At 60.3% G+C, this 22567-nt stretch carries 25 protein-coding genes and 1 pseudogene; 9 read left to right on the plus strand and 17 right to left on the minus strand.

Annotated elements, in window-relative coordinates; translation table 11 throughout:
* Window positions 1–6: 6 nt before the first annotated feature.
* Window positions 7–234 carry a hypothetical protein gene (locus RGCCGE502_RS13715; RefSeq protein ID WP_016554767.1) on the minus strand — a complete coding sequence of 76 codons (228 nt, stop codon included), beginning with the start codon at window positions 232–234 and terminating at the stop codon, window positions 7–9.
* Window positions 235–386: 152 nt separating this feature from the next.
* Between RGCCGE502_RS13715 and RGCCGE502_RS13720 the strand changes: the two genes are divergently transcribed.
* Together RGCCGE502_RS13720 and RGCCGE502_RS13725 are read left to right on the plus strand one after the other, a co-directional pair.
* The gene (locus RGCCGE502_RS13720) at window positions 387–1307 is read left to right on the plus strand and encodes a sugar kinase (RefSeq protein WP_016554768.1); all 921 of its coding nucleotides are present in this window, start codon (window positions 387–389) and stop codon (window positions 1305–1307) included.
* 156 nt (window positions 1308–1463) lie between these two features.
* Window positions 1464–2630 carry a glycosyltransferase family 4 protein gene (locus RGCCGE502_RS13725; RefSeq protein WP_016554769.1) on the plus strand — a complete coding sequence of 389 codons (1167 nt, stop codon included), beginning with the start codon at window positions 1464–1466 and terminating at the stop codon, window positions 2628–2630.
* A gap of 5 nt (window positions 2631–2635) precedes the next feature.
* Here RGCCGE502_RS13725 and RGCCGE502_RS13730 read toward each other — a convergent pair whose 3' ends face one another.
* A complete protein-coding gene (locus RGCCGE502_RS13730; RefSeq protein WP_016554770.1) occupies window positions 2636–3649 on the minus strand; it encodes an alpha/beta hydrolase in 1014 nt (337 codons plus the stop codon).
* A 161-nt stretch (window positions 3650–3810) separates the two neighbouring features.
* Between RGCCGE502_RS13730 and RGCCGE502_RS13735 the strand changes: the two genes are divergently transcribed.
* Window positions 3811–4248, plus strand: coding sequence for a MarR family winged helix-turn-helix transcriptional regulator (locus RGCCGE502_RS13735; RefSeq protein WP_016554771.1), 438 nt, complete (start codon window positions 3811–3813; stop codon window positions 4246–4248).
* A 7-nt stretch (window positions 4249–4255) separates the two neighbouring features.
* On the opposite strand, the gene der is transcribed toward RGCCGE502_RS13735, so the two are convergent.
* From der to RGCCGE502_RS37930, 4 genes are all read right to left on the minus strand, one after another.
* Window positions 4256–5674, minus strand: a complete 1419-nt coding sequence (gene der / locus RGCCGE502_RS13740; RefSeq protein WP_016554772.1) for a ribosome biogenesis GTPase Der — start codon at window positions 5672–5674, stop codon at window positions 4256–4258.
* Window positions 5675–5689: 15 nt separating this feature from the next.
* Window positions 5690–6373, minus strand: coding sequence for a tetratricopeptide repeat protein (locus tag RGCCGE502_RS13745; protein WP_016554773.1), 684 nt, complete (start codon window positions 6371–6373; stop codon window positions 5690–5692).
* A 104-nt stretch (window positions 6374–6477) separates the two neighbouring features.
* Window positions 6478–7062 (minus strand): NnrU family protein, encoded by a 585-nt coding sequence (locus RGCCGE502_RS13750; RefSeq protein ID WP_016554774.1) that lies wholly within the window; start codon window positions 7060–7062, stop codon window positions 6478–6480.
* Window positions 7063–7089: 27 nt separating this feature from the next.
* Complete coding sequence (locus RGCCGE502_RS37930) at window positions 7090–7347, minus strand: hypothetical protein (RefSeq protein WP_244441701.1); 258 nt, start codon at window positions 7345–7347, stop codon at window positions 7090–7092.
* Between RGCCGE502_RS37930 and RGCCGE502_RS13755 the strand changes: the two genes are divergently transcribed.
* A complete protein-coding gene (locus RGCCGE502_RS13755) occupies window positions 7234–8178 on the plus strand; it encodes a polysaccharide deacetylase family protein (RefSeq protein WP_244441700.1) in 945 nt (314 codons plus the stop codon). The two genes, RGCCGE502_RS37930 and RGCCGE502_RS13755, sit on opposite strands and share 114 nt — an antisense overlap.
* Window positions 8179–8389: 211 nt before the next feature.
* On the plus strand, window positions 8390–8656 hold the full coding sequence (locus RGCCGE502_RS13760; RefSeq protein ID WP_016554776.1) for a DUF2277 domain-containing protein: 267 nt from the start codon (window positions 8390–8392) through the stop codon (window positions 8654–8656).
* 131 nt (window positions 8657–8787) lie between these two features.
* Here the strand turns inward: RGCCGE502_RS13760 and bacA are convergent, their stop codons facing one another.
* Complete coding sequence (gene bacA / locus RGCCGE502_RS13765) at window positions 8788–10053, minus strand: bacteroid development protein BacA (RefSeq protein ID WP_016554777.1); 1266 nt, start codon at window positions 10051–10053, stop codon at window positions 8788–8790.
* Window positions 10054–10177: 124 nt separating this feature from the next.
* A complete protein-coding gene (locus RGCCGE502_RS13770) occupies window positions 10178–11386 on the minus strand; it encodes a YbfB/YjiJ family MFS transporter (protein WP_016554778.1) in 1209 nt (402 codons plus the stop codon).
* 126 nt (window positions 11387–11512) lie between these two features.
* Here RGCCGE502_RS13770 and RGCCGE502_RS13775 point away from each other — a divergent pair, with 126 nt between their 5' ends.
* The gene (locus RGCCGE502_RS13775; protein WP_040674525.1) at window positions 11513–12082 is read left to right on the plus strand and encodes a PadR family transcriptional regulator; all 570 of its coding nucleotides are present in this window, start codon (window positions 11513–11515) and stop codon (window positions 12080–12082) included.
* 4 nt (window positions 12083–12086) lie between these two features.
* Here RGCCGE502_RS13775 and map read toward each other — a convergent pair whose 3' ends face one another.
* The 8 genes from map to RGCCGE502_RS13815 form a co-directional block, all read right to left on the minus strand.
* The gene (gene map, locus RGCCGE502_RS13780; protein ID WP_016554780.1) at window positions 12087–12845 is read right to left on the minus strand and encodes a type I methionyl aminopeptidase; all 759 of its coding nucleotides are present in this window, start codon (window positions 12843–12845) and stop codon (window positions 12087–12089) included.
* Window positions 12846–12950: 105 nt separating this feature from the next.
* Complete coding sequence (locus RGCCGE502_RS13785; protein ID WP_016554781.1) at window positions 12951–14012, minus strand: LLM class flavin-dependent oxidoreductase; 1062 nt, start codon at window positions 14010–14012, stop codon at window positions 12951–12953.
* A 151-nt stretch (window positions 14013–14163) separates the two neighbouring features.
* Complete coding sequence (locus RGCCGE502_RS13790) at window positions 14164–14580, minus strand: DoxX family protein (protein ID WP_016554782.1); 417 nt, start codon at window positions 14578–14580, stop codon at window positions 14164–14166.
* Window positions 14581–14609: 29 nt separating this feature from the next.
* Window positions 14610–15077, minus strand: coding sequence for an SRPBCC family protein (locus RGCCGE502_RS13795; protein WP_016554783.1), 468 nt, complete (start codon window positions 15075–15077; stop codon window positions 14610–14612).
* Window positions 15078–15178: 101 nt separating this feature from the next.
* Entirely contained in the window at window positions 15179–16438 is a 1260-nt protein-coding gene (locus RGCCGE502_RS13800; protein WP_016554784.1) for an RNA polymerase sigma factor, read from the minus strand.
* A complete protein-coding gene (locus RGCCGE502_RS13805) occupies window positions 16435–16809 on the minus strand; it encodes a YciI family protein (RefSeq protein ID WP_016554785.1) in 375 nt (124 codons plus the stop codon). Before RGCCGE502_RS13805 ends, RGCCGE502_RS13800 begins: the two co-directional genes overlap by 4 nt.
* A gap of 198 nt (window positions 16810–17007) precedes the next feature.
* Window positions 17008–17937, minus strand: a complete 930-nt coding sequence (locus RGCCGE502_RS13810; RefSeq protein ID WP_016554786.1) for an MYG1 family protein — start codon at window positions 17935–17937, stop codon at window positions 17008–17010.
* A 231-nt stretch (window positions 17938–18168) separates the two neighbouring features.
* Window positions 18169–18939, minus strand: coding sequence for an SDR family NAD(P)-dependent oxidoreductase (locus RGCCGE502_RS13815; RefSeq protein ID WP_016554787.1), 771 nt, complete (start codon window positions 18937–18939; stop codon window positions 18169–18171).
* A gap of 218 nt (window positions 18940–19157) precedes the next feature.
* Here RGCCGE502_RS13815 and RGCCGE502_RS13820 point away from each other — a divergent pair, with 218 nt between their 5' ends.
* Together RGCCGE502_RS13820 and RGCCGE502_RS13825 are read left to right on the plus strand one after the other, a co-directional pair.
* The gene (locus tag RGCCGE502_RS13820; RefSeq protein WP_016554788.1) at window positions 19158–20120 is read left to right on the plus strand and encodes a hypothetical protein; all 963 of its coding nucleotides are present in this window, start codon (window positions 19158–19160) and stop codon (window positions 20118–20120) included.
* Between the two features lie 130 nt (window positions 20121–20250).
* Complete coding sequence (locus RGCCGE502_RS13825) at window positions 20251–21273, plus strand: acyltransferase family protein (protein WP_016554789.1); 1023 nt, start codon at window positions 20251–20253, stop codon at window positions 21271–21273.
* A 20-nt stretch (window positions 21274–21293) separates the two neighbouring features.
* Here RGCCGE502_RS13825 and RGCCGE502_RS37935 read toward each other — a convergent pair.
* A pseudogene (locus tag RGCCGE502_RS37935) lies at window positions 21294–21396 on the minus strand (OsmC family protein); the annotation flags it as partial.
* Between the two features lie 72 nt (window positions 21397–21468).
* On the opposite strand from RGCCGE502_RS37935, the gene RGCCGE502_RS13830 reads away from it, so the two are divergent.
* A complete protein-coding gene (locus tag RGCCGE502_RS13830) occupies window positions 21469–22551 on the plus strand; it encodes a hypothetical protein (protein WP_019279949.1) in 1083 nt (360 codons plus the stop codon).
* The last annotated feature ends 16 nt before the right edge of the window (window positions 22552–22567 follow it).

Genomic DNA, 22567 nt, shown 5'->3' on the forward strand with positions numbered 1-22567 from the left:
CAACCTTCAGCCGAAATCAGTCGAACATCCCAGCTTCTGCATTTTGCGCTTTAGCTTTTCGCGGTGCTTGATGTCCTTGCTAGGCAGCTTGCCGCCCACCGTGTTTCGTTCCTGCAAGGCGAGCGTCTGACAATCCCACTTTCGCTTGCCTCCGCCGCCGTGTGCGGAAGCGAGACCGGTTGAAAGCGATAGCGCCGCAACCAGCGAGATACCAATCAGTGAGATCGTCTGCAAGGTGTGTCCCCGTAACTGCGCGAGTGCCACTATGCGCCCTGCCGATGAGGTCAACAATCCGGCCTGGAGTCGCAGCCACATGCTGCTCGTGGCTTGTCAGCAACAGCCTCTACGCGTATCAGCGAAAGCGGGAAAATTCAGGGAGGCTTTCTGTGAGCGGGCGTTTTCTATCGATCGGTGAATGCATGGTAGAGCTTTCTCATGCAGGCGCCGGCTTGCTGCGTAAGGGCTTTGCCGGCGACACGCTGAACACAGCCTGGTACGCCCGCGCCTGCCTGCCGGCAGATTGGTCGGTCGAGTATTTTACCGCGCTCGGCGACGAAGCCATGTCTGACGAGATGATCGCCTTCTACAAGCAGGCTGGCATTGGCACGGAATTTATCAGGCGCATCAAGGGCAAGGCACCCGGCCTCTACATGATCAGCCTGAAGGACGGCGAGCGCTCCTTTAGTTACTGGCGCGACAACTCCGCTGCCCGCCAGCTTGCAGCCGATGCGGAACTCCTTCGCGAGGCGATCGAGGCCAGCGACGTCGTCTACTTCTCCGGCATCACACTTGCGATCCTGTCTCGCAACGACGCCGACACCCTGCTCGCAGAAGTCCGCCGCGCCAAGGCCGCCGGCAAGATCGTGGCCTTCGATCCCAATATCCGCCCGCGGCTCTGGTCGGGCTATGACATGATGCATACAACGATTAGCGAAGGTGCGCGTGCCTCTTCCCTGGTGCTGCCGAGTTTTGATGACGAGGCAACGCACTTCGGCGACGTTTCGATAGCAGCAACGATCCAGCGCTATCGCACGCTCGGCGCGACCGACGTGGTGGTCAAGAACGGCGCAGAAGGAGCAACGTTGAGCTTCGACGGCGTGGAGAGCTTCGTCCCGGCTGAGAAGGTCGAGCAGGTCGTCGACACGACCAGCGCCGGCGACAGTTTCAACGGCGCATTTCTCGCCCGCTACCTCGAGACCAAGGATGCGCCCGCCGCCGCCGCATTTGCTGCAAAGGTCGCAGCACGCGTGGTCAGCGAACACGGGGCCCTCGTTGCGTGGGAGAAGCTCGGCATCGACAAGGCCTGAGCAACACCGAACGATCGGCGCAGCGCGACTGTAATATTTCCATCATCGACGACCGCCAGAATGAGAAGCGCGGGAATCGAGTCTCCGGGCTAGCCCGGAATTGGGCCGCCGCCCCCGCGGGCGCGGCTTGGATGGAATTGGGGCGTGCTGCAACGTATGTCGGATGTTGGAAGCGACGGAAGCCGAGGCGTCTCTCGGTTGGGCGTGGCGGAACGGCTGGTGATTGTCAGCGATGCCTGGCATCCGCAAGTCAACGGCGTCGTCCGTTCGATCGAGAACACCAATCGCGAACTGGCGAAGATGGGCATCGACGTGGCGATGGTGACGCCGCAGGGCTTTCACAGCGTGCCCTGCCCCACCTACCCCGAAATTCGTCTTTCGATCGCCAGCTACCGGCGCGTCGCGCGCGAGATCAAGAAACACATGCCTTCCTACGTTCATATCGCGACGGAAGGCCCGTTGGGGCTGACGGCGCGGCGCTGGTGCCTGAAGAACCGCATGCCTTTCTCCACCAGCTACCACACCCGCTTTCCGGAATATGTTTCGGCTCGCCTGCCCATCCCGAAGAGCTGGCTCTATGCCTTTGTTCGCTGGTTTCACAACTCGGGCGCGGGCTGCATGGTCGCGACCCCAAGCCTCGCGCGCGAACTCTCGGAAAAAGGCATTCGCAACCTCATGCCGTGGAGCCGCGGCATCGATGCCGATCATTTCCGCCCCATGCCTCTGGAAGATGCGCCGTTCGGTCTTGCCCGCCCGATCTTCATGACAGTCGGCCGCGTTGCCTTGGAAAAGAACCTGCCGGCCTTCCTGGATCTCGATCTGCCCGGATCGAAGGTCGTCGTCGGTGACGGGCCGGCTCGTGGCGAGCTCGAGAAACGCTATCCGGATGTGCATTTCACGGGCCTGAAAGTCGGCGAGGAGCTGGCAAGGGCCTATGCCCAGGCCGATGTCTTCGTCTTCCCGTCGCTGACGGATACGTTCGGCAATACGATCCTCGAGGCCCTCGCGTCAGGCGTTCCCGTGGCCGCCTACCCTGTTACCGGCCCGCTCGACATCATCGGAGACGACAACGAAGTCGGCGCACTCGACGACAACCTGAAAACGGCCTGTCTGGCCGCCCTGTCTGCTTCCCGCGAGAAAGCACGCGAACTCGCGCTCCAATATTCCTGGGAAGCGGCAACCACGCAATTCATCAACAACATCCGCGCCGCCAACGGTGTCATTACGCCGAAGTGGAAAAAGGCCTGGCAATTTGCCGCCAAGTCGCTGCCAAGAACGAAAAAGCCCGGCGACGCCGCCGGGCCTATCTCGTCAGGAACCTGAACCAGTTATTGGCTGAGCGCGGCGCGCAGCGTCTGGTTGGCAACGGAGATTGCGCTGCGCACCGCCGGCGTTTCGGCAATGGCGTTCAGAAGCACGAAGTCGTGGATAGTGCCGTTGTAGCGAATCGAGGTCACCTTGACGCCCGCCTGGCTCAACTTGCGCCCATAGGCCTCGCCTTCGTCGCGCAACACGTCGTTTTCATCGGTGATGATCAATGCCGGAGGCAGCCCGTTCAGTTGGTCAAGCGATGCCTGGAGCGGCGAGGCAGTCGGCTCCTTGCGCTTGGCCTCGTCAGGCAGGTAGGCGTTCCAGAACCACTTCATGGCCTCCTTCGTCAGCCAGGGACCATTGGCGAACTGGTTGTAGGAGCCGGTCTCGAAGTTGGCGTCCGTCACTGGATAGAACATGACCTGCTGATCGATCGCCGGACCGCCACGCTCCTTGGCAAGCAAGGTAACCGCCGCCACCATATTGCCGCCGACGCTGTCGCCGGCCACCGCCAGGCGGGCGGCGTCGACATTGAATTCCTTCTGATGCTCGGTGACATATTTCGTAGCGGCATAAGCCTGTTCGATCGCGATCGGATAACGTGCCTCAGGCGAGCGCTCATAATCAACGAACACGACGGCGGCCTTGGCGCCGTTGGCGATCTCGCGAACGAGCCGGTCGTGCGTATCGGCATCGCCGAGAACCCAGCCGCCGCCGTGGAAATACATGACGACAGGAAGCTTGCCTTTGGCGCCTTCCGGACGGACGACGCGGAGCTTGATGCTGCCGGTCGGACCAGCCTTGATCGTCAGGTTCTCTTCCTTGGCGGCAAGCTTCTTCACGTCACCCTTTTGAGCGCCGGCAAGGACCGCACGCGCGTCGGCAGGAGAGAGCGTATAGATTGGCTTGGCGGAAGCCAGCGCGTCGATGAACTTCTGGGTCGTCGGTTCGAGTACCGGATCGGCAGCGGCGCCCAAGGTCGTGGCTGCGAGGATTGCTGCTGCGGAGAGTGCGGTCTTTACGGTCGACATTGTCCTGTCCTTTCGGTTGCGGTCTGTCGTGAACACGCAATTTGTTTATCGCACGATTGTTTATTGTACGATTAATACTTAGGTATAGCTCCCTTGCAGAAAATTTGGTTGCGATTATTTATCGCGCGATTTAACTTAATCGGCTTTCGGAGAAACACGGCATGAGCGACGATCTCAACCTCGACGATTTTATGTGCTTCGCCCTCTACACTGCGAACCACGCAATGAATCGCGTCTACAAGCCAATGCTTGACGCACTGGACCTCACATACCCGCAATATCTGGTGATGGTCACCCTCTGGAAGGAAGACGGCCAGACGGTCGGCGGCATCGGCGAGAAGCTGCACCTCGAGTCGAGTACCCTCACTCCTCTTCTGAAGCGCCTGGAAGCGACCGGCTATGTCAGGCGGGAGCGTGGCAAGGACGACGAGCGTGTTGTTATCATCCGGCTGACCGAGCAAGGTCGCGAGCTGAGAAAGCGCGCGGCCGCCATTCCTGGCTGCATCCTCGACGCGTCAGGCCGCGAATTTGTCGAACTGAAGCGGCTGGCGGCAGACGTCTTCACGCTGAGAGACACGCTGTCGCGTCGCGTGACGTAACAGCCAATCAGTTCCGCTTCTTCTTCGACTCGTACGGATTGTCCGGCGAGCGATAGTGAATCCGGATCGGCACGCTCGGCATGTCGAAATCGTTGCGCAGACCGTTGATCAAATAGCGGGTGTACGATTCCGGCAGCGCGTCGGAACGCGTGCAGGAGATCATGAAGGCCGGCGGACGAGCCTTCACCTGCGTCATGTACTTGAGTTTCAGGCGACGACCGGAGACTGCCGGTGGCGGATGCTGCACTTGCGTTTGCTCAAGCCAGCGGTTGAGGCGGGCCGTCGAGATGCGCTTGTTCCAGACCCTGTCGGTGTCGATGATCGACTGCATCAGCTTGTCGAGACCGCGGCCCGTCTGGCCGGAAATCGGAACAGCGCGGATGCCGCGCGCCTGCGGTAGCAGGCGTTCGGTCTTTTCTCGAAGATCGGCAAGCACGGCCTGCGGCTCTTCGATCATGTCCCACTTGTTGAAGGCAAGAACGGCGGCGCGACCTTCGCGGATTACCAGATCCACGAGCTGCAGGTCCTGCTTTTCGAACGGAATGGTCGAGTCGAACACGATGACCACGGTTTCGGCAAAGCGAATCGAACGCAGAGAGTCGGCGACCGACAGCTTCTCGAGCTTTTCAGTGACGCGCGCCTTGCGGCGCATACCCGCCGTATCAAACATCTTGATGGTGCGACCGCGCCAGTCCCACTCGACGGAGATGCTGTCGCGGGTAATGCCCGCTTCCGGTCCGGTCAGCAGCCGGTCTTCGCCGAGGAAGCGGTTGATCAGCGTCGACTTGCCGGCATTCGGACGACCAATGATCGCCACGCGCAACGGCTTGGTGTCGTCATATTCCGGTTCGTAGTCCTCGTCTTCTTCCATCTCGTGCGGAATATCGACATTGGTGACCGCGACGTCTTCCTTCGGCGGATAGGCGCGATCCTTGCCGATCGCATCGACGATTGCATCGCGCAGGTCGAGCATGCCCTGCCCGTGTTCGGCCGAAATCGGCACCGGTTCGCCGAGGCCGAGTGTATAGGCGTCGTAGAAGCCGCCGTCCGAGCCCTTGGCTTCCGCCTTGTTGGCGACGAGCACCACCGGCTTGCCGCGACGGCGCAGCATTTCGGCCAATTCCTTGTCAACAGGCGTCAGGCCGAACTTGGCATCGACCACGAAGAGCGAGATATCCGCTTCGTCGATCGCCGCTTCCGTCTGGGCGCGCATGCGGCCCTGCAAGCTCTCGGCCTCGGCCTTTTCGAGACCGGCGGTATCGATGATGGTGAAGTTCAGCCCCATGAGCCGCGCGTCGCCCGGACGACGGTCGCGGGTGACACCTGGCGTGTCATCGACGAGCGCCAGCTTCTTTCCAACCAGACGGTTGAAAAGCGTCGACTTGCCGACATTCGGGCGACCGACAATGGCGACCGTGAAGCTCATTGAAATTCCTTACATTCAGCCCTGTGCGGCGGGCGCCTTGCCGGATGCGGTGATGTTATCAAGCATCATCTGGGCACGATTGGCAACATTGCGCGGGCTCTGCGCATCGTCGGCAATTGCCTGGTACCATTGGCGAGCCTGGGCGATGTTGCCAGCCTTGTAGGCGGCAAGGCCGAGCGCTTCGCGGGCGGAGTGACGGAAGGCATTACCGGGAACAGCCATTTCCTCGACATGGGCGGAAACCTGGTCGTAGGTGCCGCCTTCGATCAGCAGCCATCCGGCGCGTATCTTGGCGGCATCGCGCACGGCTGCCGGAGCAGCGTTGTCCTTGCCGATCAAATCGAAGGCAGCAACGGCGCCAGCCGTGTCGCCCTTCTGGGCCAGAACGCTTGCAGCACGCAGGCGGGCAAGGATCGGATAGGCACCATGTCCTTCCTTTTCCAACGTCTCGAGCGCTGCCAGCGCCTCGTCGTTCTTGTTCTCGTCGGCAAGCTTCATCGCGGCGATGAACTTGTCACCCGTGCCGGAGGACTGGTTGTCGTCCCAGTATTCGTAGACCTTGTAGCCGATGGTACCGAGCACGATCAGGACGGCGAGCGCAATCAGGTAGCGACCAAACCGGCGCCACGCGCCCTTCACCTGGTCGGAACGCAGTTCCTCATTGACTTCACGAATGAAGCTGTCGTCGTTGAATGCCATTCTCGTCTCCGGCCGCGGATATGCTTCGGCATGCGGGTTGCACGCACATTGTGGGGCCTTCTACCCCATTTTTCAGCAGTTGTAAGGGGGATTGAAAAGATTCGTCACATAGCGATCGGGGCTACACCGATCAACAACTCGTGCAGCTTGAACGTGATGAGCGCCCAGACAACCACACCGATGATCGCAGCATAGAGATCGTACTTCCCCGAGACGAAGGGACGGAGCGTCAGTCCGCCGGCGCGCTCGCGGCGCTTGAGCGCAATTCGCAGGATGACGCCCCACGCAAGAAAGGCGCCGAATAACAGCACAGAAGAGGTCTCGCCGTTGGCCAGGAGATGTGCGAAGGCCCAGATCTTCACCGACAGAACCATCGGATGCTTCGTCTTCACCGCAATGCGCCCCGCCGGCAGCAGCGAGGCGACCAGACAGATAAGGGCGATCAGCATCAGCGTAACGGCGATATGCGCCATCCAGACCGGTGGGGTGTAAAGCACGCCGGTCACCTGACGGGCCTGACCGAAGCCGTAGATCAACAGGATGAGCGATAAGATACTGAGGACCGAATAGACGCCCTTCCAACCGTTCTCGCCGAGCCTGTCGATCATGGACTGACGAAGGTCGGGGGCGATCACACGGATAAGATGAAGCCCGAGGAAAATAATGATGCCGGCGATGAGCAATGCCATGACGATCTCCTGTGCGTTTTCCGAGACTTAGCTGGGCTGACAGAAAAACGCCAGCACCACCGCAGCTTCGCCGCATTTCTGTAACAGGAAAGCCGCAAACAAATTGTCGCGGTGCCCATGTTTCGCTCCCTTTTTAAAGCCTCCCTCGCTCTTTCCTTGTTCGTCCCAAGCGTGGCGAGTGCCGGCGATCAGCCAAAGCAGCTGGTGATTATCTCGTTTGACGGTGCGCACGATAACGCGCTCTGGCAGAAGAGTCGTGAGATGGCGGCAAAGAACGGTGCGCATTTCACCTATTTCCTCTCCTGCACCTTCCTGATGAACCAGGCCGCTAAGAAAGCCTATCAGGCGCCGCATCAGAAAATGGGCAAATCCAACGTCGGCTTCGCCCAGAGCGACGACGAGATCCGCGAGCGGCTGGGCAATATCTGGCATGCCCATCTCGAGGGCCACGATATTTCGAGCCATGCCTGTGGCCATTTCGACGGGCGGCAGTGGAGCGAAGCCGACTGGCGCAAGGAGTTCGCGACTTTCCACGCCACGCTGCGGAACGCCTGGAAAAGCGTCGACCTTGAAGAGCCGAAAGGCTGGCAGGATCTGGTCGATCATGGCATCCGCGGCTTCCGCGCCCCTTACCTCTCGGCAACGCCGGGCGCCGACATGATCGCTGCGGAGAAGAAGGCCGGCTTCACCTATGACGCAAGCCTCGTGACCAAGGGTCCCGCCATGCCGGTCGAAGAGGCCGACATCGTCCGTTTCGGCCTACCTCTCATTCCTGAGGGCCCCCGCGAGAAGCCGATCATCGGCATGGACTACAACCTTTTCGTCCGCCACTCCAACGGCACCGAGGACAAGGCCGATTCGAAGGCATTCGAAGACCGCTCCTACGCCGCCTTCAAGGAAGCCTTCGACAAACAATACACCGGCAACCGCATTCCGCTGCAGCTCGGTTTCCATTTCGTCGAGATGAACGGCGGCGCCTACTGGCGCGCGCTCGACCGACTTGTCAGCGATGTCTGCCATCGTGCCGACGTCGCATGCGTCAGCTATTCCGAGGCGATCCCGATCATCGAGGCGCGCGGCAAGCTGCAGGAGCAGACGCAAACCTCGGGTCTGTAGGCGAGCGTTGCCGTTCGCTCGCCATTGCTCAGGGTGGGCAATTGAACGCGCGGTGTTTTCGCTGGGTCGTATCCACCAGTACCGAAGTGCAACCTGCTCCTGCGGTGCACGGTTGCTCGTCTCTGGTGCGTTTGCAATTAGTGCCGGCGCGACTACTTTTTAGCGACGCCACTCTTCTCAGTGGCAGCGAGAAGCAGACCAGGAGCAAATCATGTGCCGAAACATCAAACCCCTGTTCAATTTCGATCCGCCTGCCACAGATGAGGAGATCCATGATGCGGCGCTCCAGTTCGTGCGGAAATTGAGCGGAACGACCAAGCCATCGAAACGCAACGAGGTCGCGTTCGAGCGCGCAGTCAATTCGATCACGAAATGCGCCCAAGAACTGCTCAATTCACTGGAAACGTCCCAACCTCCTCGTGATCGCGAGGAAGTCGCAGCAAAAGCGCGGGCCAGAACCGCGATGCGGTTCGCGTAGGCAAAACCCATCACACGCAGAAGGTCTCAGTCCCACACGTCGGGCAAGTGACTAACCGCCGCTCAAGTCGCCGTGAAAGCCATCGCCAGAGCATGGCGATGGCCGCGGGCTGGATACTCCAGCCGAAGGCACTAGCCGTCGGCGTGGATGATACCCGCCTCACGCTCCAGATAGCGTTGATCGATATCCGGCAACGGCTCACCATCGATCGCGGATTCGAAGGTGCGCAGACGCTTGTAGATCGACAACAGCTCGACGATCGTCGTCCACGAGTTGACGAGATACTGGAACGAGCCGCGCACCTGATCAAAAACGTTGTTGATCTGCGTCATCAGGCCGAGCGTCAGCTTGCCGGCGACGATCGATGGCACCAGCACGATCAGGCTGAACAGATTGTCGGCCTGCAGGTAGAAAATGCGGGCGACGTTGAAATACATGTAGTGGAAATAGAGCCGGAAATAGTTGCGGCGCACGTTGGCGAAAAGCTCAGCCACGGTCGGCGGCGTCGCGCGGTCAGCATGGTCTTCGCCATAGACGAGTTCCTTGCGGTAGGACGCTTCCACGCGCTGATTGCGGAACTCGAGGCCAGGCAGCTTGATACCGACCAGACCAAGGAAAACCGTCCCGAAGATCGACCAGAACAGTGCGGCCCAGACCAGCGCATGCGGCACTTCGCCGATCAGCGGCAGTTCCGTGATGTTGGTGCCAATTTTGAACAGCACCGGCAGGAAGGCAATCAGCGTCATGACCGAACTGACCAGGCTGACGCCAAGGCTTTCCACCGTTGAGGAGAAGCGCATCGTGTCTTCCTGAACGCGCTGCGAAGCGCCTTCGATGTGCCGGAGCTTCGGCCAATGCGCCATGTAGTATTCGTTCATTGCCGTGCGCCAGCGGAAGATCCAGTGGCTGACGAAGAACAGATTGAGCACGCCAACGGTGATCGCCACGAAGGCAATGCCGGCAAAGCCAAGCATGCCGAGATAGAGTTGCGACGCGGTGACAGGTGCCGTCTTCGCGAGCGCCTGCTGGATCAGATCATAGAACGGCCCGTACCATGCGTTGATCGCGACGCTGACCTGAACCGAAAAATACGTGTTGAAGATGATCAGCGCCGAACCCAGCACCGACCACATCTGCCAGCGATGCGGGCTGTAGGTAAACCAGAAAGCGGCAAAGAGGGCGACAGCCACCGTGTAGTAGATGTAGAACCAAAGGAACGGCGCCGACCAGAAGACCGAGACACCGATCGGAGATTCCTCGCCCGCCGCCAGCGGCGGCAAGCCAACGATTGCGCCGAGGCCGGATCCTACGAAATACCAAAAGAGAACGGCAAGAAGCGCCCAAGCAACAGCTGAGATAAAGAAGAGCCTGGGCTTGGGGAAATACGATACGAACACGGGAGAGCTTGCTTTCCTGAACTGGAGTCTTCGGAGTCTCTAAACAGACCAATTGCGGCGAAAACTACGGCAGTTCGCGAAGAGCGGCAATGGCCTCTCCCCATTGTTACGCACTTGTAACGCGCTATGACAGCTTCTTGACGACCGGTATCACCAGCATTGCGCACACCAGCAAAGCCCCCGCGGCGGCATATGTGGGCGTCGTAAAACTTCCGGTCCGCTCCGCCATCCAGCCTGCGATAACGGGGCCGATGATCTGCCCGACGCCAAATGCGGCCGTCATCGTCGCAAGGATCCTGCGCGGGCTCGCCGGGGATAGCTTGCGACCGATCTGCAGGCCATAAGCAGTGATCGCGAGGAAAGTTGCACCAAACAGCGCACCACCGATCAGCGGCGCCACCGAATGCGGCAAGAGAACGGTCGCCAGCACACCAACTGCCTCGATGAGGAGCGCAGCCACGTAGACCCACCCCAACCCGAGCGGGCGGACGAAGGGCTTCCAGGCGAAAAGCGCCACCGAAGCAGTCAATCCGGCGATAAACCAGCAAAGAAATTCAATGATCGGGCCGGCAGCATCCATGCGGGCGATCGTAACCAGAAACGTGCCGGTGATCACATATCCGAACCCGAACAGGCCATAAGACGCCGTCACGAGGATCATCGGCAGGCTCCAAGCGATCTTCGGCTCCTTGCCGGTCTGCGCGGCTGCCGCCGGGCCTGTCGGCAATAGCCACCAGACTGCCACCAGGCTGACCGTCGAATAGATCGCGCCGCCGATCCAGGATGCCCGCCAGGCGTCTGCGCTTCCGCTAAACAGCAGCCCGACCAGCAACACCATCACCGACGAGAGCGCGATGCCGGCGCCCGGACCGCCGAAATGCGCCGCCTGGACATGGTCGTTTCCGGCCATTGCTCCGTGGCTGAGCACGATCTGCGAGCTGAAGACAAGGGCAAAGGCACTCGCTACGCCGGCGAGGAAGCGAATGACTGCAAAAACCATGACCGATGTCGTCATCGCCATGGCGGCAAGCAGCAACGCCGTTACCGCAAGAGCAAGAAGCGCGACCTTGCGCTCGCGTCCTGTCGCCCAGCCATAGGCGGCGAGAACCGCGCCGACGAGATAGCCGACGAAATTCGCCGAGGCGATGAAGCCGGCATCGGCGGCGGACAGCGGCACGCCGCTGATCATACTCGGCAGGATCGGGGTGTAGGAAAAGCGGCCGAAGCCCATGGCGGCGGCCATGGCGATCGCGCCTGCGAGGCCGGTTCGAAACAGATTTTCGGGGACGGTTTCATTGCGTGCCAACATGGAATGCTTATCGCGCTGCAGCATGGCGCCGACAATCGAGAATTTCTGATCGAACGATCAATCGCACGAAATCATGCCGCACCCCTTGAAAGCGGTTATCTTACGATATATGTTTTACGACATAGTGAAGATATATCAAAGGAGTGACCTATGAGAGGTTTTAGAGGCGGCATGATGGGCGGCGGCGGTTTTCGCATGGGGCGGAAATTTGCGTCGGGCGACCTGCAACTGGTAATCCTGGCCCTGCTGGTGGAACAGCCACGCCATGGCTACGAGCTGATCAAGCTCCTGGAAGAGCGTTCGGGTGGCTTCTATGTTCCGAGCCCCGGCGTGATCTATCCGGCGCTGACTTACCTGGAAGAAACCGGTCTTGCCGACGTCGAGAGCGAAGGCACCAAGAAGCTCTACCGCATCACGGAGAGCGGCCGCAGGCTTGTCGAAGAAAACCAGTCGATGATCGACATGACGCTTGGAAAGCTCGAGAAGATCGGCGCGAAGATGGCGCATGTGCGCAAGATCTTCGACCCGGAAAGCCGCAATGGCGATCGGGACGAGGACGGTTTCCCGGAAGACAAGAGCGAGGTCGGAGCAGCCCGCATGCTGCTGAAATCGGCGCTCCGGCTGCGCTATCCCTGGTCGAAGGACGAGGCCAAACGCATTGCCGGCATTCTGGAGCGCGCTGCCGGCGAGATTCTTGCCGGAGGACGTTCGGGCGAATGAAGCCTCAGGCGCCGCCTTCCGGCAGCGTCAGGATAAGCGGACCATTTCGCGTGGCGACGACCGTGTGCTCATATTGCACGGTCGGAGCCTCCGGGTCCGCGTAGAGTGTCCAGGCGTCGTCGCCTCCCTCCGCCCATGTGGCCCCAAGCGAGAGGAATGGCTCGACTGTGAAGACAAGGCCTTCCGTAATCATCCGCTTCTCGGATGGATCCGGCCAGGTCGAAAGCTCGGACGGCTCTTCGTGCAGCGAACGGCCGATCCCGTGGCTGGCCAGATTGGCGACAAGGGTATAGCGATTTTTCAGCGCAAAGGCGCCGACCGCCTGGCCAATCTTGGCGAGCGGTTCCCCCGGTTTCACCTGGTTGAGGCCAACCCACAGCGCCCTCTTGCCATCGCGACAGAGCTTCTCGATCTTCGACTTGTGCGGCGGCAGGCTGAACGACGCGCCGGTGTCGGAAAAGAACCCGTCCTTCTCGGCAGAGACGTCGATATTGACCAAATCACCGGGGCGGATGACACGCGAGCCCGGAATACCGTGGGCAATTTCCTCGTTGACGCTGATGCAGGTTGCACCGGGAAACTGGTAGCAAAGTTCGGGTGCTGAGCGCGCTCCGGCGTCCTCGAGCACCTTCCGCCCGATCTGGTCGAGCTCCAGTGTCGTAATGCCCGGTTCGAGCGATGTGCTCATCACCTGCAAGGCATTGGCGCAGATCCGGCCGACTTCCTTGAGCTTGAGGAGTTCGTCTTCGCTTTCGATGATCATGAATGACTATCCGGCCCTCTGCGGCCGGTCGACCGGCTCTCGATCAGATGAGAGCATGACGGCGTTCGGAATCCAATTCATCCTTTACGGCATCATGCTCCAATTTCAGGCGGTGGCTTTCGCCCCTTCGCCGCTTTCAGTCAATGCCTTTCTGACGATCGGGGCGACTTTCGTGCCGTACAGCTCGATGCCGCGCATGATCTGGTCGTGGGGCATGAGGCCGATCGCCATCTGCAGCAGAAAGCGGTCGTTCTTGAACAGCCGATGATGCGCGATGATCTTCTCGGCCACCAGTTCCGGCTCGCCCACGAAGAGTGCGCCGTTCGGTCCGCGCGACATGTCGAAGTGCGCCCGGTTCGTCGGCCCCCAGCCGCGCTCGCGGCCGATCCGGTTCATGACCTCGGCCTGCGGACCGTAAAACTGATCTGCGGCGGCATCCGTTGTGTCCGCGATGAACCCGTGCACGTTGATGCTGGTTTTGAGCTTCGATGCCTCCTGCCCTGCCCGCCGAGCGGCCTCACGGTAGAGATCGAACAACGGCGCGAAACGGCGTGGCTCGCCGCCGATGATCGCCAGTGCTACCGGCAAGCCCATAGCGCCGGCGCGGGCAACCGATTGCGGCGTGCCGCCGACGGCAATCCACAGGGGCAACGGGTCCTGCAGCGGACGGGGGTAGACGCCACGCCCATTGAGAGGGGCACGCAGTTCCCCCGACCACGTGACGGTTTCCTGATCGCGGAGCGCCATCAGCAAGTCGAGCTTTTCCTCGAACAGCTGATCGTAATCCTCCAGATTGTAGCCGAAGAGCGGGAACGACTCGATGAATGAACCCCGCCCCGCCATGATCTCGGCGCGACCATTGGACAGCAGATCGAGTGTCGCGAACTGCTGGAAGACCCGAACCGGATCGTCCGAGCTCAAGACCGTCACGGCGCTGGTCAGGCGGATGTTCCTGGTTTTCACGGCAGCCGCAGCCAGCGCGACGGCGGGAGCGGAGGCCGCATAGTCGGGCCTGTGATGCTCGCCCAACCCGAAGACATCGAGCCCGACCTGGTCGGCGAGCTCGATTTCCTCAAGCAGATGCTTCAGTCGTTCTGCCCCTTCCTCACCCTTGCTACGGCTGGGATTCGGGTTCACGTCGGCAAAGGTGTAGAGGCCTAATTCCATGGCTCGCATCCCGTTGAATCTAAAGATGGAGATAAGGATGGAGCGGCCTCAGCGCAAATACAAATTCTGGAACCGATCGTTCGAAAATATCGATAAGCAGTACCGCCGCGACTTGGCATCGCGGCGAACTTAGATCCTGAAATCAACAACTTCAAAGCTTGAGCGGAATCATTTTCCGAACGGCCTCGTATCTGAGATAAAGCCCGCCCCAGGCAATCAGCCCGAGATAGACGCCGAACAGCAGGTGCGAAAAGATCGGGCTCCCGACGCGGAGATGCGTGGCGATGGCGCCGCCGAGCAAACCGGTGAGCAGGATCGCCCCCAGCACCGACGTCCGCGGAATGGCGTAGAGCAACGCGCATAACAGGGTCACGACACCGAGACCGCGAGCTAGCATCGGATCGCCGGAGTAGCCGAGCGCAGCCATCGTTTCCGTGACCGGCGCGATCGGCACCAGCTTGATCGCCCCGTCGAAAATGAGAAAGGCCACGATCAACCCGCTCATGACAATGCCGGTGACGGTCTGCCAGCGCGGAACCCCGGCAGTTGAATCAACAATTGCAGACATAGCTCGATCCCCCTGTTTCGATTCCGATTTCAGATCCTGGGAAGCAACTCGGCGAGCTGATCGGCGCATTTGCCCCAGCCCTCGTGGAAGCCCATCTGCTCGTGCTGCTCCTTGTCGGCCGCCGTCCAGTGTCTCGCCTTGGCGGTGTATTTCGTCCGCCCGTTGCCCAGGTCTTCAAGCAGGATGATGCCGACGAAGAACGGCTTTTCGGACGGAACCCAGGAACTCGTGAAGGCGTCGGTGAAGACGATCTTTTCGTTTTCGACGATCTCGAGATAAACGCCGCGGTTGGGGAACTCCTGGCCCTCGGGGCTCCGCATGACGATGAGGTTCGAGCCGCCCGGCCGTGCATCGATCTGCGCGTCAGCAATGCTCCAGGGGCGTGGCACGAACCATTCCTTCATCAGAACAGGATCGGTCCAGGCTTTGAAAATTTTCTCGCGCGGGGCATCGAATTCACGCACGAGAACCAGTTCGTGTTGAGCTTCCCCGGTCATTTCAGCATTCTCCTGTTGAACGAAACCTGTTTTCTATCAGGTTGTTACAAGGACGTGAGAGGTCTTCCGGTTCCGACAACCCGGTGCGATTATCTTGAGAATTACTTTGCGATCGGCTGCGCAGCACCATGGGCGAGGCTGTCGATCTGCTGGCGGATATGCGCGGCTTCCGCTGCCGAGTGCGCCAGCGCGATGGCGCGATCAAAGGCTTCGTGCGCCTCGCGGGCCCGACCGAGCTGCTTCAGCAGGCCGCCACGCAGGCCGTGATAGTAGAAATAGCGGTCGAGCTTTTCGCCAAGCGTTTCGACAAGCGCCAGCGCCTCTTCCGGCCCCCTGAGCTTGGAGACGGCAACGGCGCGGTTGAGCGTAATGACAGGCGACGGCTGGATGCGCTCGAGCGCCCGATAGAGCAGCTCGATCTCCTCCCAATCCGTGTCCTCGGCGCGCTTGGCGCGCGAATGCAGCGCGGCAATGGCCGCCTGCAGCTGGTAGGGGCCGGGTTGGCGATGACGGATCGCCTTGTCGAGCAGTGCCAGCGCCTCGTTGATCAGCTCGCGGTTCCACAGCGAACGATCCTGATCCTCGAGCAATACGATATCGTTTTCACCATTAAAGCGCGCTTGGCGCCGCGAGATCTGCAGCAGCATCAGCGCCAACAGACCCATCAGCTCCGGCTCGCCGGGGAAAATGCGCAGCAGAAGCCGTGCAAGGCGGATTGCCTCGTCGCTGAAGGCGCAGGCTTCGTGCTTCGGATCGGCTTGGCTGTAGCCCTCGTTGAAGATGAGGTAGATCATCGTGCTGACGATCGAGAGTCGCTCGGCGCGCTCTTGCGCATCCGGCGTCTCGAAGGGCACACCAGCCTTGGCGACGCGCGCCTTGGCCCGCGTGATCCGCTGCTCCATCGCGCTTTCCCCGACGAGGAAGGCCCGCGCGATCTGCTGCACGGTAAGTCCGGAGACGATGCGGAGCGCCAGTGCGATCTGTTGCGTGGCCGGCAGATCCGGATGGCAGCAGATGAACAGCAGTCGCAGGATATCGTCGCGATAGTTGGAATCGTCGAGCCGTTCGGCGATATCGCTTTCGGCGTCACTGGTGTCGGAGATCAGCTCCTCGTCCGGAAGTGCTTGCGTCTTCGAACGCTTGCGGACGGCGTCGATGCCGCTGTTGCGGCCGACGAAGATCAGCCATGCCGTCGGATCGCGCGGCGGCCCCTTGTCCGGCCAGGTGCGGATGGCGCGCAGGCAGGCCTCCTGAAAGGCCTCCTCCGCGATATCAAGATCGCGGAAGTATCTGAGCAGCGCGCCAAGCGCCTTCGGCCGGGCCGAAGCAAGCGTCACGTCGATCCAGGCAATGTCTGTCATGTCGAAGAGTCTCCGGGCCGGAACACGTAGAACGGCCGAATTTCGTAAGAGGTCGAACCCGGATTGACCGAAGACAGCTCTTTCGAAAAGGCAACAGCCTCCTCCAGAGTATCGAAATCAACCACGTAAAAGCCGAGGAGCGCTTCCTTTGTTTCCGCGAAGGGACCGTCGAGAACGAGCGGTTCCTCCTTGCCCTTGCGCACGGTGGTCGCCGCCGTCGTCGGCATCAGCCGACCGACTGGACCAAGCTTGCCACGCTCGGCCAGGGGTGCCTGGACGGCATAGAGCTTCGCCATCACGGCGTCCTCCTCCTCCTTGGTCCAGGAGAACACGGTTTCTTCATTGGCATAACAAAGGATTGCATAAAGCATCTCTTACTCCTCTTCCCGAATGACGAAGGAGTAGCGCGACATCCGACAGGACGCAGCAAAAAAATACAACTTGAAGAAGGAGATGGCTAAACGTGCGGCGACTGAAGGCGGCCAGCGAAGCACAAGCCAAACAAACGGCCACGCACTGCGCGGCCGTTGTGGCAGACATCTGTCAGAGCGAGCCCTTTCAGGCCTGTCTCAGCTGGCGGCTCCGACCGCAAGGGCCTCCTGCACGGCCAACTCGGCCATCGCCAATGCGGCCTCGCGAGTCCGGGCAGCCGCCACGAAGCGGCCGTTGTGACAGAAGGTTGCGCCCTCGACGCCGCAGACAGCTTCGAGGTCGTGGTTTGTCAGGCCGGCCCAGGCCGCCGGCAGATCCGCGCGAAGCTCAAACCCCTCGTCTCCACGACGAATCCCGGTAACACACCAGTCCTTTTCTCGCGGGTGAACGACAAGCAGAAGGTGATCGGCGCCCGCCTTGACGATCGCCGGGCGGAAAGGCATTCCCATCGGGAGCTCGAGAACGCGGCCCTGCCCCGTGCGCTCGATGGCCTGAAGGACAAGTGTCTCCGCCCGCAATTTGGCAGCGCTTTGGGCGATCTTTGCCTCGACGAAACTGCGGGCGATCGCGACGGCGTCCTGAAATCTCCGATCATCGGCATCCGGATCGGTGTCGTCGAACACCGGCTTCAAAGTTTCGAGCAAAGCCGGCAGCGTCAGTCCGGCCAACGGCCCAGACGGGCTGAGGGCACCGTTGTCCGTCAGGTCGATAGGCAGCACGAAGGCGAGATCGAACGAGGCATGCAATGCCTCGACGTGAGCTTCGGGAATGCCTGTTGCAACAAGGTAGTCGCGACCGTAGTGCTTCCAAATCAGGCCGAACGAGCTGTAGGGCTGTCCATCATCGCGCAAAGGTGCGCCACGCTGATGGTGGTCGAAGATGCCCTGAGAGGCATCATACGCACCACCGACGTCATAGATGATCCGATCGGAGGCCGGTTTGATCCACTCCGGCGCCCTGCTCCGGATCACACGGGCCTGCGGGAAGAGCCGGGTCAGGATGACACTCGACAGCACTTCATCGGCATGGAAGCCACCGGAATGAGTGACGAGAAAATCTGGAGTCATGCCAGGATGCGCCTTGTTGTTCTGCGGAAGCCGCTTGCGGTCGGCAGCACATACCCCTTGCTGGTGGCTATCTCAACCCATCTTGGTCCGACTCTTGCTTTGATCCTGGAACGGCCTCTTGAGGTTTTTTGTTTGCGCGGGATTACCCGGGGACGCATTCCTTTCCATATCGGGGCCGGAAGGCGACTCTCTATTGCCTGATGAAGGCTTGGCTGTGAGGCGCCCCGGGTCTCAGGCGACGGACCATCCACCATCCACTAAAAGGTTCGCTCCGGTGATCAGGCTCGCAGCCGGCGATGCAAGGAAGACGACGGCGCCCACGACATCATCGGTTTCACCGATCCGGCCGAGCGGAATGTGATCGAGCGTCGCCTTGCGATTGTCGGTGTCGGACAAGAACGGTGCTGTACCATCCGTGTGGATGAACGTCGGCGACACGGTATTTACGGTGACATTGTAGCGTGCCCATTCGGCTGCAAGGCAGCGTGTGAGGTGATTGATTGCCGCCTTGCTCATGCAATAGATTGCCTCGCCGCGTAGCGCCACAGTACCGGCCTGTGAGCTGATATTGATGATCCGCCCCTCATTGCGCTCGATCATGTGACGACCGACTGCCTGCGTCATCAAAAATGTGCCCTTGATGTTGACGTCGAGTATCTCGTCAAGGTCTTTCTCCTCAACGAGTTCCGCGAGATTGCCCGGAGCCACGCCGACGTTGTTGACGAGTACGTCGATCCGACCGAACGTGGCAAGCGCCGCGTCGACGGCTTCTGCGATATGGGCCTTATTGGGAATCTCCAGTCGAACGGGGAGAACTTTTCGTCCCGCAGCTTCCAGTTCGGCAACAAGGCCCGCCGAGGCAGCGACATCCCGTACTCCCAAAACAATATCGGAGCCTGCCGCGGCGCAGGCAGCGGCACAGGCTCGACCGATGCCACGACTCGCTCCCGTCACCAAAGTCACCTTGCCTGCAAGGCTGAAGTCCGGCGCATTCTTCTGCATGACAATGCCTCCCTCGACGAACCTCATTTATGGCAGCGTCGGCGCGCGGATGCCAGATGTTCCGCGCATGCTGAGAACAGTCCATCAGGCAACAAGCGATCCCAGCTGTGGACATGAACCTCGCTTCAAGTAACGTCACGCCGACGCCATCAAGCCGCCCATTTTGCTCGGGATTGCTCGGCCTCTCGCGCAAAACCCAGAGAAATGTCGAGACAAGAATGAAGACTCACCTCAGCCTGCTTGTCGCCTGTGCCCTTCTGTTTTGCTTGCACAACACGACAAGTGCGGCCTCTGCGCCCGAAAACTTCATCTACACCAGCTCCGGCGATCTCGAAGGGGTGATCAAACTCATCAGCCGGCCCGATATCGGCGGTGTGCAGATCATCTACAACTGGCGCCAGCTCGAGACGGCAAAAGGGCAATATGATTTCTCTGCAATCGAGGCCGATCTTGCGACCATCAAGCGTCTGAACAAGAAGCTCTTCATCCAAATCCAGGATCGGTTCTTTGAACCGAACGCCAGAAACGTCCCCGACTATCTGCTCGCCGACAAGGCCTATGGCGGCGGCATCACCGCGCAATTCGACAATCCGGGCGAGAACAAGCCTGTTGGCTCCGGCTGGGTGGCGCAGCAATGGAACCCCGCCGTTCGTCAACGCTACCAGGCGCTGCTGGCTGCCCTTGCAGCAAGGTTCGACGGCGAAGTCTACGGCGTCAATCTGCCGGAGACGGCGATCGATCTCGATCCGAAGCACGAACCGGAAGGCTACAGCTGCGACGCCTACTTTCAGGGCGAGATGGAAAATCTCGCCCTCGCCCGCAAGGCCTTCAACAAGAGCAAGGTCGTTCAATACGTCAATTTCTGGCCCTGCGAATGGGAAAACGATCACAACTACATGGGGCGGCTTTTCGAGTTCGCGGCAAAGAATGGCGTCGGCCTTGGCGGACCGGATATCGTTCCCTACCGCAAGGGCCAGATGAAGAATTCCTATCCGTTCTTCAACAAGTACAAGGGCAAACTAGCCTTCGTCGGCCTCGCCGTCCAGGAACCGACTTTGACCTACAAGAATCCGAAGACGAAGAAACCGTTCACCAAGGAGGAATTCACCGCCTTCGCCGATGATTATCTCGGCGCCGAGGTGATCTTCTGGAGCACCTCAACACCGTGGCTGCGCCGCTGATGCAGCCGAAGGGCGGCGGCATTTAACGACGCAAAAATGCACCCACGCGGTGCATTTTTTGCCGCACCCCTCGTTTTCGACGTATTTGGCCTATTTATTTCGCTGCATTGCACAAATCGGAGAGCGGTCATTGCAGCAGAAAACCCGCATCGATTGGCTGGATATCGCCAAGGGTATGTCCATCATTCTCGTGGTGATCTACCACACCCTCCTCTACCACGACTTCCACAACATCGCGCCCGACCTTTATGTCCGCCTGAGCGGCATCATGACGCCGATCCGGATGCCGTTGTTTTTCACGGTCTCCGGCTTTCTCGCAGCCTCCGCCATGCGTGCGCCATGGGGGGACTTCCTGCGCCGCAAGATCTGGCTTCTCGTCTATCTCTTCGCAGTCTGGAGCACGGCACGCTGGCTGTTCTTCCGTTACATCCAGACCAATGTCCTGGTGCCGGCGGAAGGAAGCGATCCCTATCAATTGCTTGAAATGTGGTGGGCACCGAACACCGGCATCTGGTTCATCTGGGCGCTCGCCATCTTCATGATCACGACGAAACTTCTTTCTTCCGTCCACCATCCGACCGCAATGGCGCTCGCCGCACTGCTATCGATCCTGACCTTCGGCGAGTACCTGCCGATCGATCTCTTCACCCATCGCAACATACTGCAGTATTTCGTCTTCTTTCTCTTCGGCTGCTGGTACGGAAAATCCGTGGTCAACGCGATCACGGAGCGGCCGCTGCTCACCGCCTGCGCGGGCTTGCTCCTCTTCACCGCGCTCTACGGGCTGCGCTGGCGCCTGCAGGCCATCGAGAAAGGCACTTGGGCGTTGGCCTCTTCCATCGCTGGCCTCGCATGGCTGTGCGGAACGGCCGTGCTGATGTCGCGCCTGCAGCCGGTGCGCCACGCCTTCGCCTATTTCGGGCGCAACACGCTTCCCGTCTACGTGACCCATGTCATGATCGTCTCGCTTGTAGTCGCGATGGTCGCCACCATCGTTGGAAGCAACGCTGCAAGTGGCTACATCACCGCGCCGCTGGTGGTCGTCTTTGCGATCGGTCTCTCGCTTGCGATCCGGGCGATCGCCGATCGCAGCGGCGCCGCCTGGCTCTATACGCCACCCACGCGGCGACAGCGGCAGGCCGTTCCCGCTTGATCGTAGCTAGGCAGCACGTTTCCCTGCCCGCCCGCTTTCCCGTCACGACGATCGACGACAATGGTATGCGACCCGGCCCATCCCAGCGCCGCCTGCGTACCGCTCGACATTCCGTAACTCCACAGTCACCGCAACCTTACCAATTCCAGGCGGTCCGAACGCGCCGCAGTTTAGGGCGACGTGGCCGGAAACTCGGTGCATATTGTGCGCATCGACCCGACGGGAGACAAGGACATGACGCCCTCACCGCATCTGAATAACCCCAAGGTCTACATCGATACCGACACCTTCATCGATCTCGTCAGCAAAAGGACAAGGTGCCTGATCTGCTGCGAACCTCTCAACGGCAAAGTGGCCAATCGGGAACACGTCCTGCCCAAATGGATCCTGCGCAAGTACGACCTTTACGACAAGGAAATCACTCTCCCGCATGACTACAAGGCCAGGCAGTACGGCGGCCATACGATGCCTTGCTGCAAGGATTGCAATTCGTTGCTTGGAAAGAAGCTCGAGCAGCCAGTGCGGCAACTGACACAAGGGGGCTATGCGAAGCTCCAGCGGCTTCTCGACGAGAACGGCCAACGCCTGCTGTTTACCTGGCTTTCCTGGGTCTTCCTGAAGTTCCTGATCAAGGACGGCGCCATCCCAATCAACCCTGATCAGCGGGTAAAGGCCGTCATGCAGGACAAGGATACCGACTGGACGACGCTCCATCACATCCATTGCCTCGCCCGCTCTCCCTACACCGGTGCACACCTTTCGCCGGAGGTCCTCGGTTCGGTCGTCATCCTGGCGATTGACGACGACCGCTATCGCGAGGACTTCGATCTTATAACCGTTCACGAGACGCAGACAATCATGGTTCGCCTGGGCGATCTCGCCATCATCGCCAACTTGAGCGACAGCGGCCGGTCGATGGATATTGTGCATCGCTTCGTCCTGCCCGCAAGGCAGGAGAGGTTCACCGTCCTGCAGGCTCTGGAAATCTGCGCCGACATGGCGGTAACCACCACGCGGATCGAGAGCAAGCCGGTCTACTTCACGCGTATCGACCGGGCCACGGGCCAACCTTCAATCCACGCAGACCTACCTGTCTACGAGGCGAACCCCGTCGATCCGGACACGCGCGCCGCAATATTCGAGCTCGTCTATAGAGAGCATTTGCCTCACCTGAAAATAGCGGGCAGCGACATGTCGGCTCTGCAGGCCATCAGGGAGAACCGTCTGACATTTCTGGAACATCGCATAAGCCGGGCGACCGGAGAAATACGGGAATAGACGCCCGCCTACCTGC

This window comes from Rhizobium grahamii CCGE 502 (assembly GCF_000298315.2).
GTDB lineage: Bacteria > Pseudomonadota > Alphaproteobacteria > Rhizobiales > Rhizobiaceae > Rhizobium > Rhizobium grahamii.

Coding starts and splice junctions, on each gene's coding strand:
- RGCCGE502_RS13805 (WP_016554785.1), bottom strand. CDS start 16,809: ATGCTTTATGCAATCCTTTGTTATGCCAATGAAGAAACCGTGTTCTCC.
- RGCCGE502_RS13770 (WP_016554778.1), bottom strand. CDS start 11,386: ATGCTGCAGCGCGATAAGCATTCCATGTTGGCACGCAATGAAACCGTC.
- der (WP_016554772.1), bottom strand. CDS start 5,674: ATGAGCTTCACGGTCGCCATTGTCGGTCGCCCGAATGTCGGCAAGTCG.
- map (WP_016554780.1), bottom strand. CDS start 12,845: ATGATCATCGAAAGCGAAGACGAACTCCTCAAGCTCAAGGAAGTCGGC.
- RGCCGE502_RS13750 (WP_016554774.1), bottom strand. CDS start 7,062: ATGGCATTGCTCATCGCCGGCATCATTATTTTCCTCGGGCTTCATCTT.
- RGCCGE502_RS13815 (WP_016554787.1), bottom strand. CDS start 18,939: ATGCAGAAGAATGCGCCGGACTTCAGCCTTGCAGGCAAGGTGACTTTG.
- RGCCGE502_RS37930 (WP_244441701.1), bottom strand. CDS start 7,347: ATGCGCACCGTTCTTTGCCGCCATCTCACGACTCTTCTGCCAGAGCGC.
- RGCCGE502_RS13785 (WP_016554781.1), bottom strand. CDS start 14,012: ATGGAATTAGGCCTCTACACCTTTGCCGACGTGAACCCGAATCCCAGC.
- RGCCGE502_RS13735 (WP_016554771.1), top strand. CDS start 3,811: ATGAGCGACGATCTCAACCTCGACGATTTTATGTGCTTCGCCCTCTAC.
- RGCCGE502_RS13820 (WP_016554788.1), top strand. CDS start 19,158: ATGAAGACTCACCTCAGCCTGCTTGTCGCCTGTGCCCTTCTGTTTTGC.
- RGCCGE502_RS13800 (WP_016554784.1), bottom strand. CDS start 16,438: ATGACAGACATTGCCTGGATCGACGTGACGCTTGCTTCGGCCCGGCCG.
- RGCCGE502_RS13810 (WP_016554786.1), bottom strand. CDS start 17,937: ATGACTCCAGATTTTCTCGTCACTCATTCCGGTGGCTTCCATGCCGAT.
- RGCCGE502_RS13725 (WP_016554769.1), top strand. CDS start 1,464: ATGTCGGATGTTGGAAGCGACGGAAGCCGAGGCGTCTCTCGGTTGGGC.
- RGCCGE502_RS13790 (WP_016554782.1), bottom strand. CDS start 14,580: ATGTCTGCAATTGTTGATTCAACTGCCGGGGTTCCGCGCTGGCAGACC.
- RGCCGE502_RS13730 (WP_016554770.1), bottom strand. CDS start 3,649: ATGTCGACCGTAAAGACCGCACTCTCCGCAGCAGCAATCCTCGCAGCC.
- RGCCGE502_RS13775 (WP_040674525.1), top strand. CDS start 11,513: ATGAGAGGTTTTAGAGGCGGCATGATGGGCGGCGGCGGTTTTCGCATG.
- RGCCGE502_RS13760 (WP_016554776.1), top strand. CDS start 8,390: ATGTGCCGAAACATCAAACCCCTGTTCAATTTCGATCCGCCTGCCACA.
- RGCCGE502_RS13795 (WP_016554783.1), bottom strand. CDS start 15,077: ATGACCGGGGAAGCTCAACACGAACTGGTTCTCGTGCGTGAATTCGAT.
- RGCCGE502_RS13745 (WP_016554773.1), bottom strand. CDS start 6,373: ATGGCATTCAACGACGACAGCTTCATTCGTGAAGTCAATGAGGAACTG.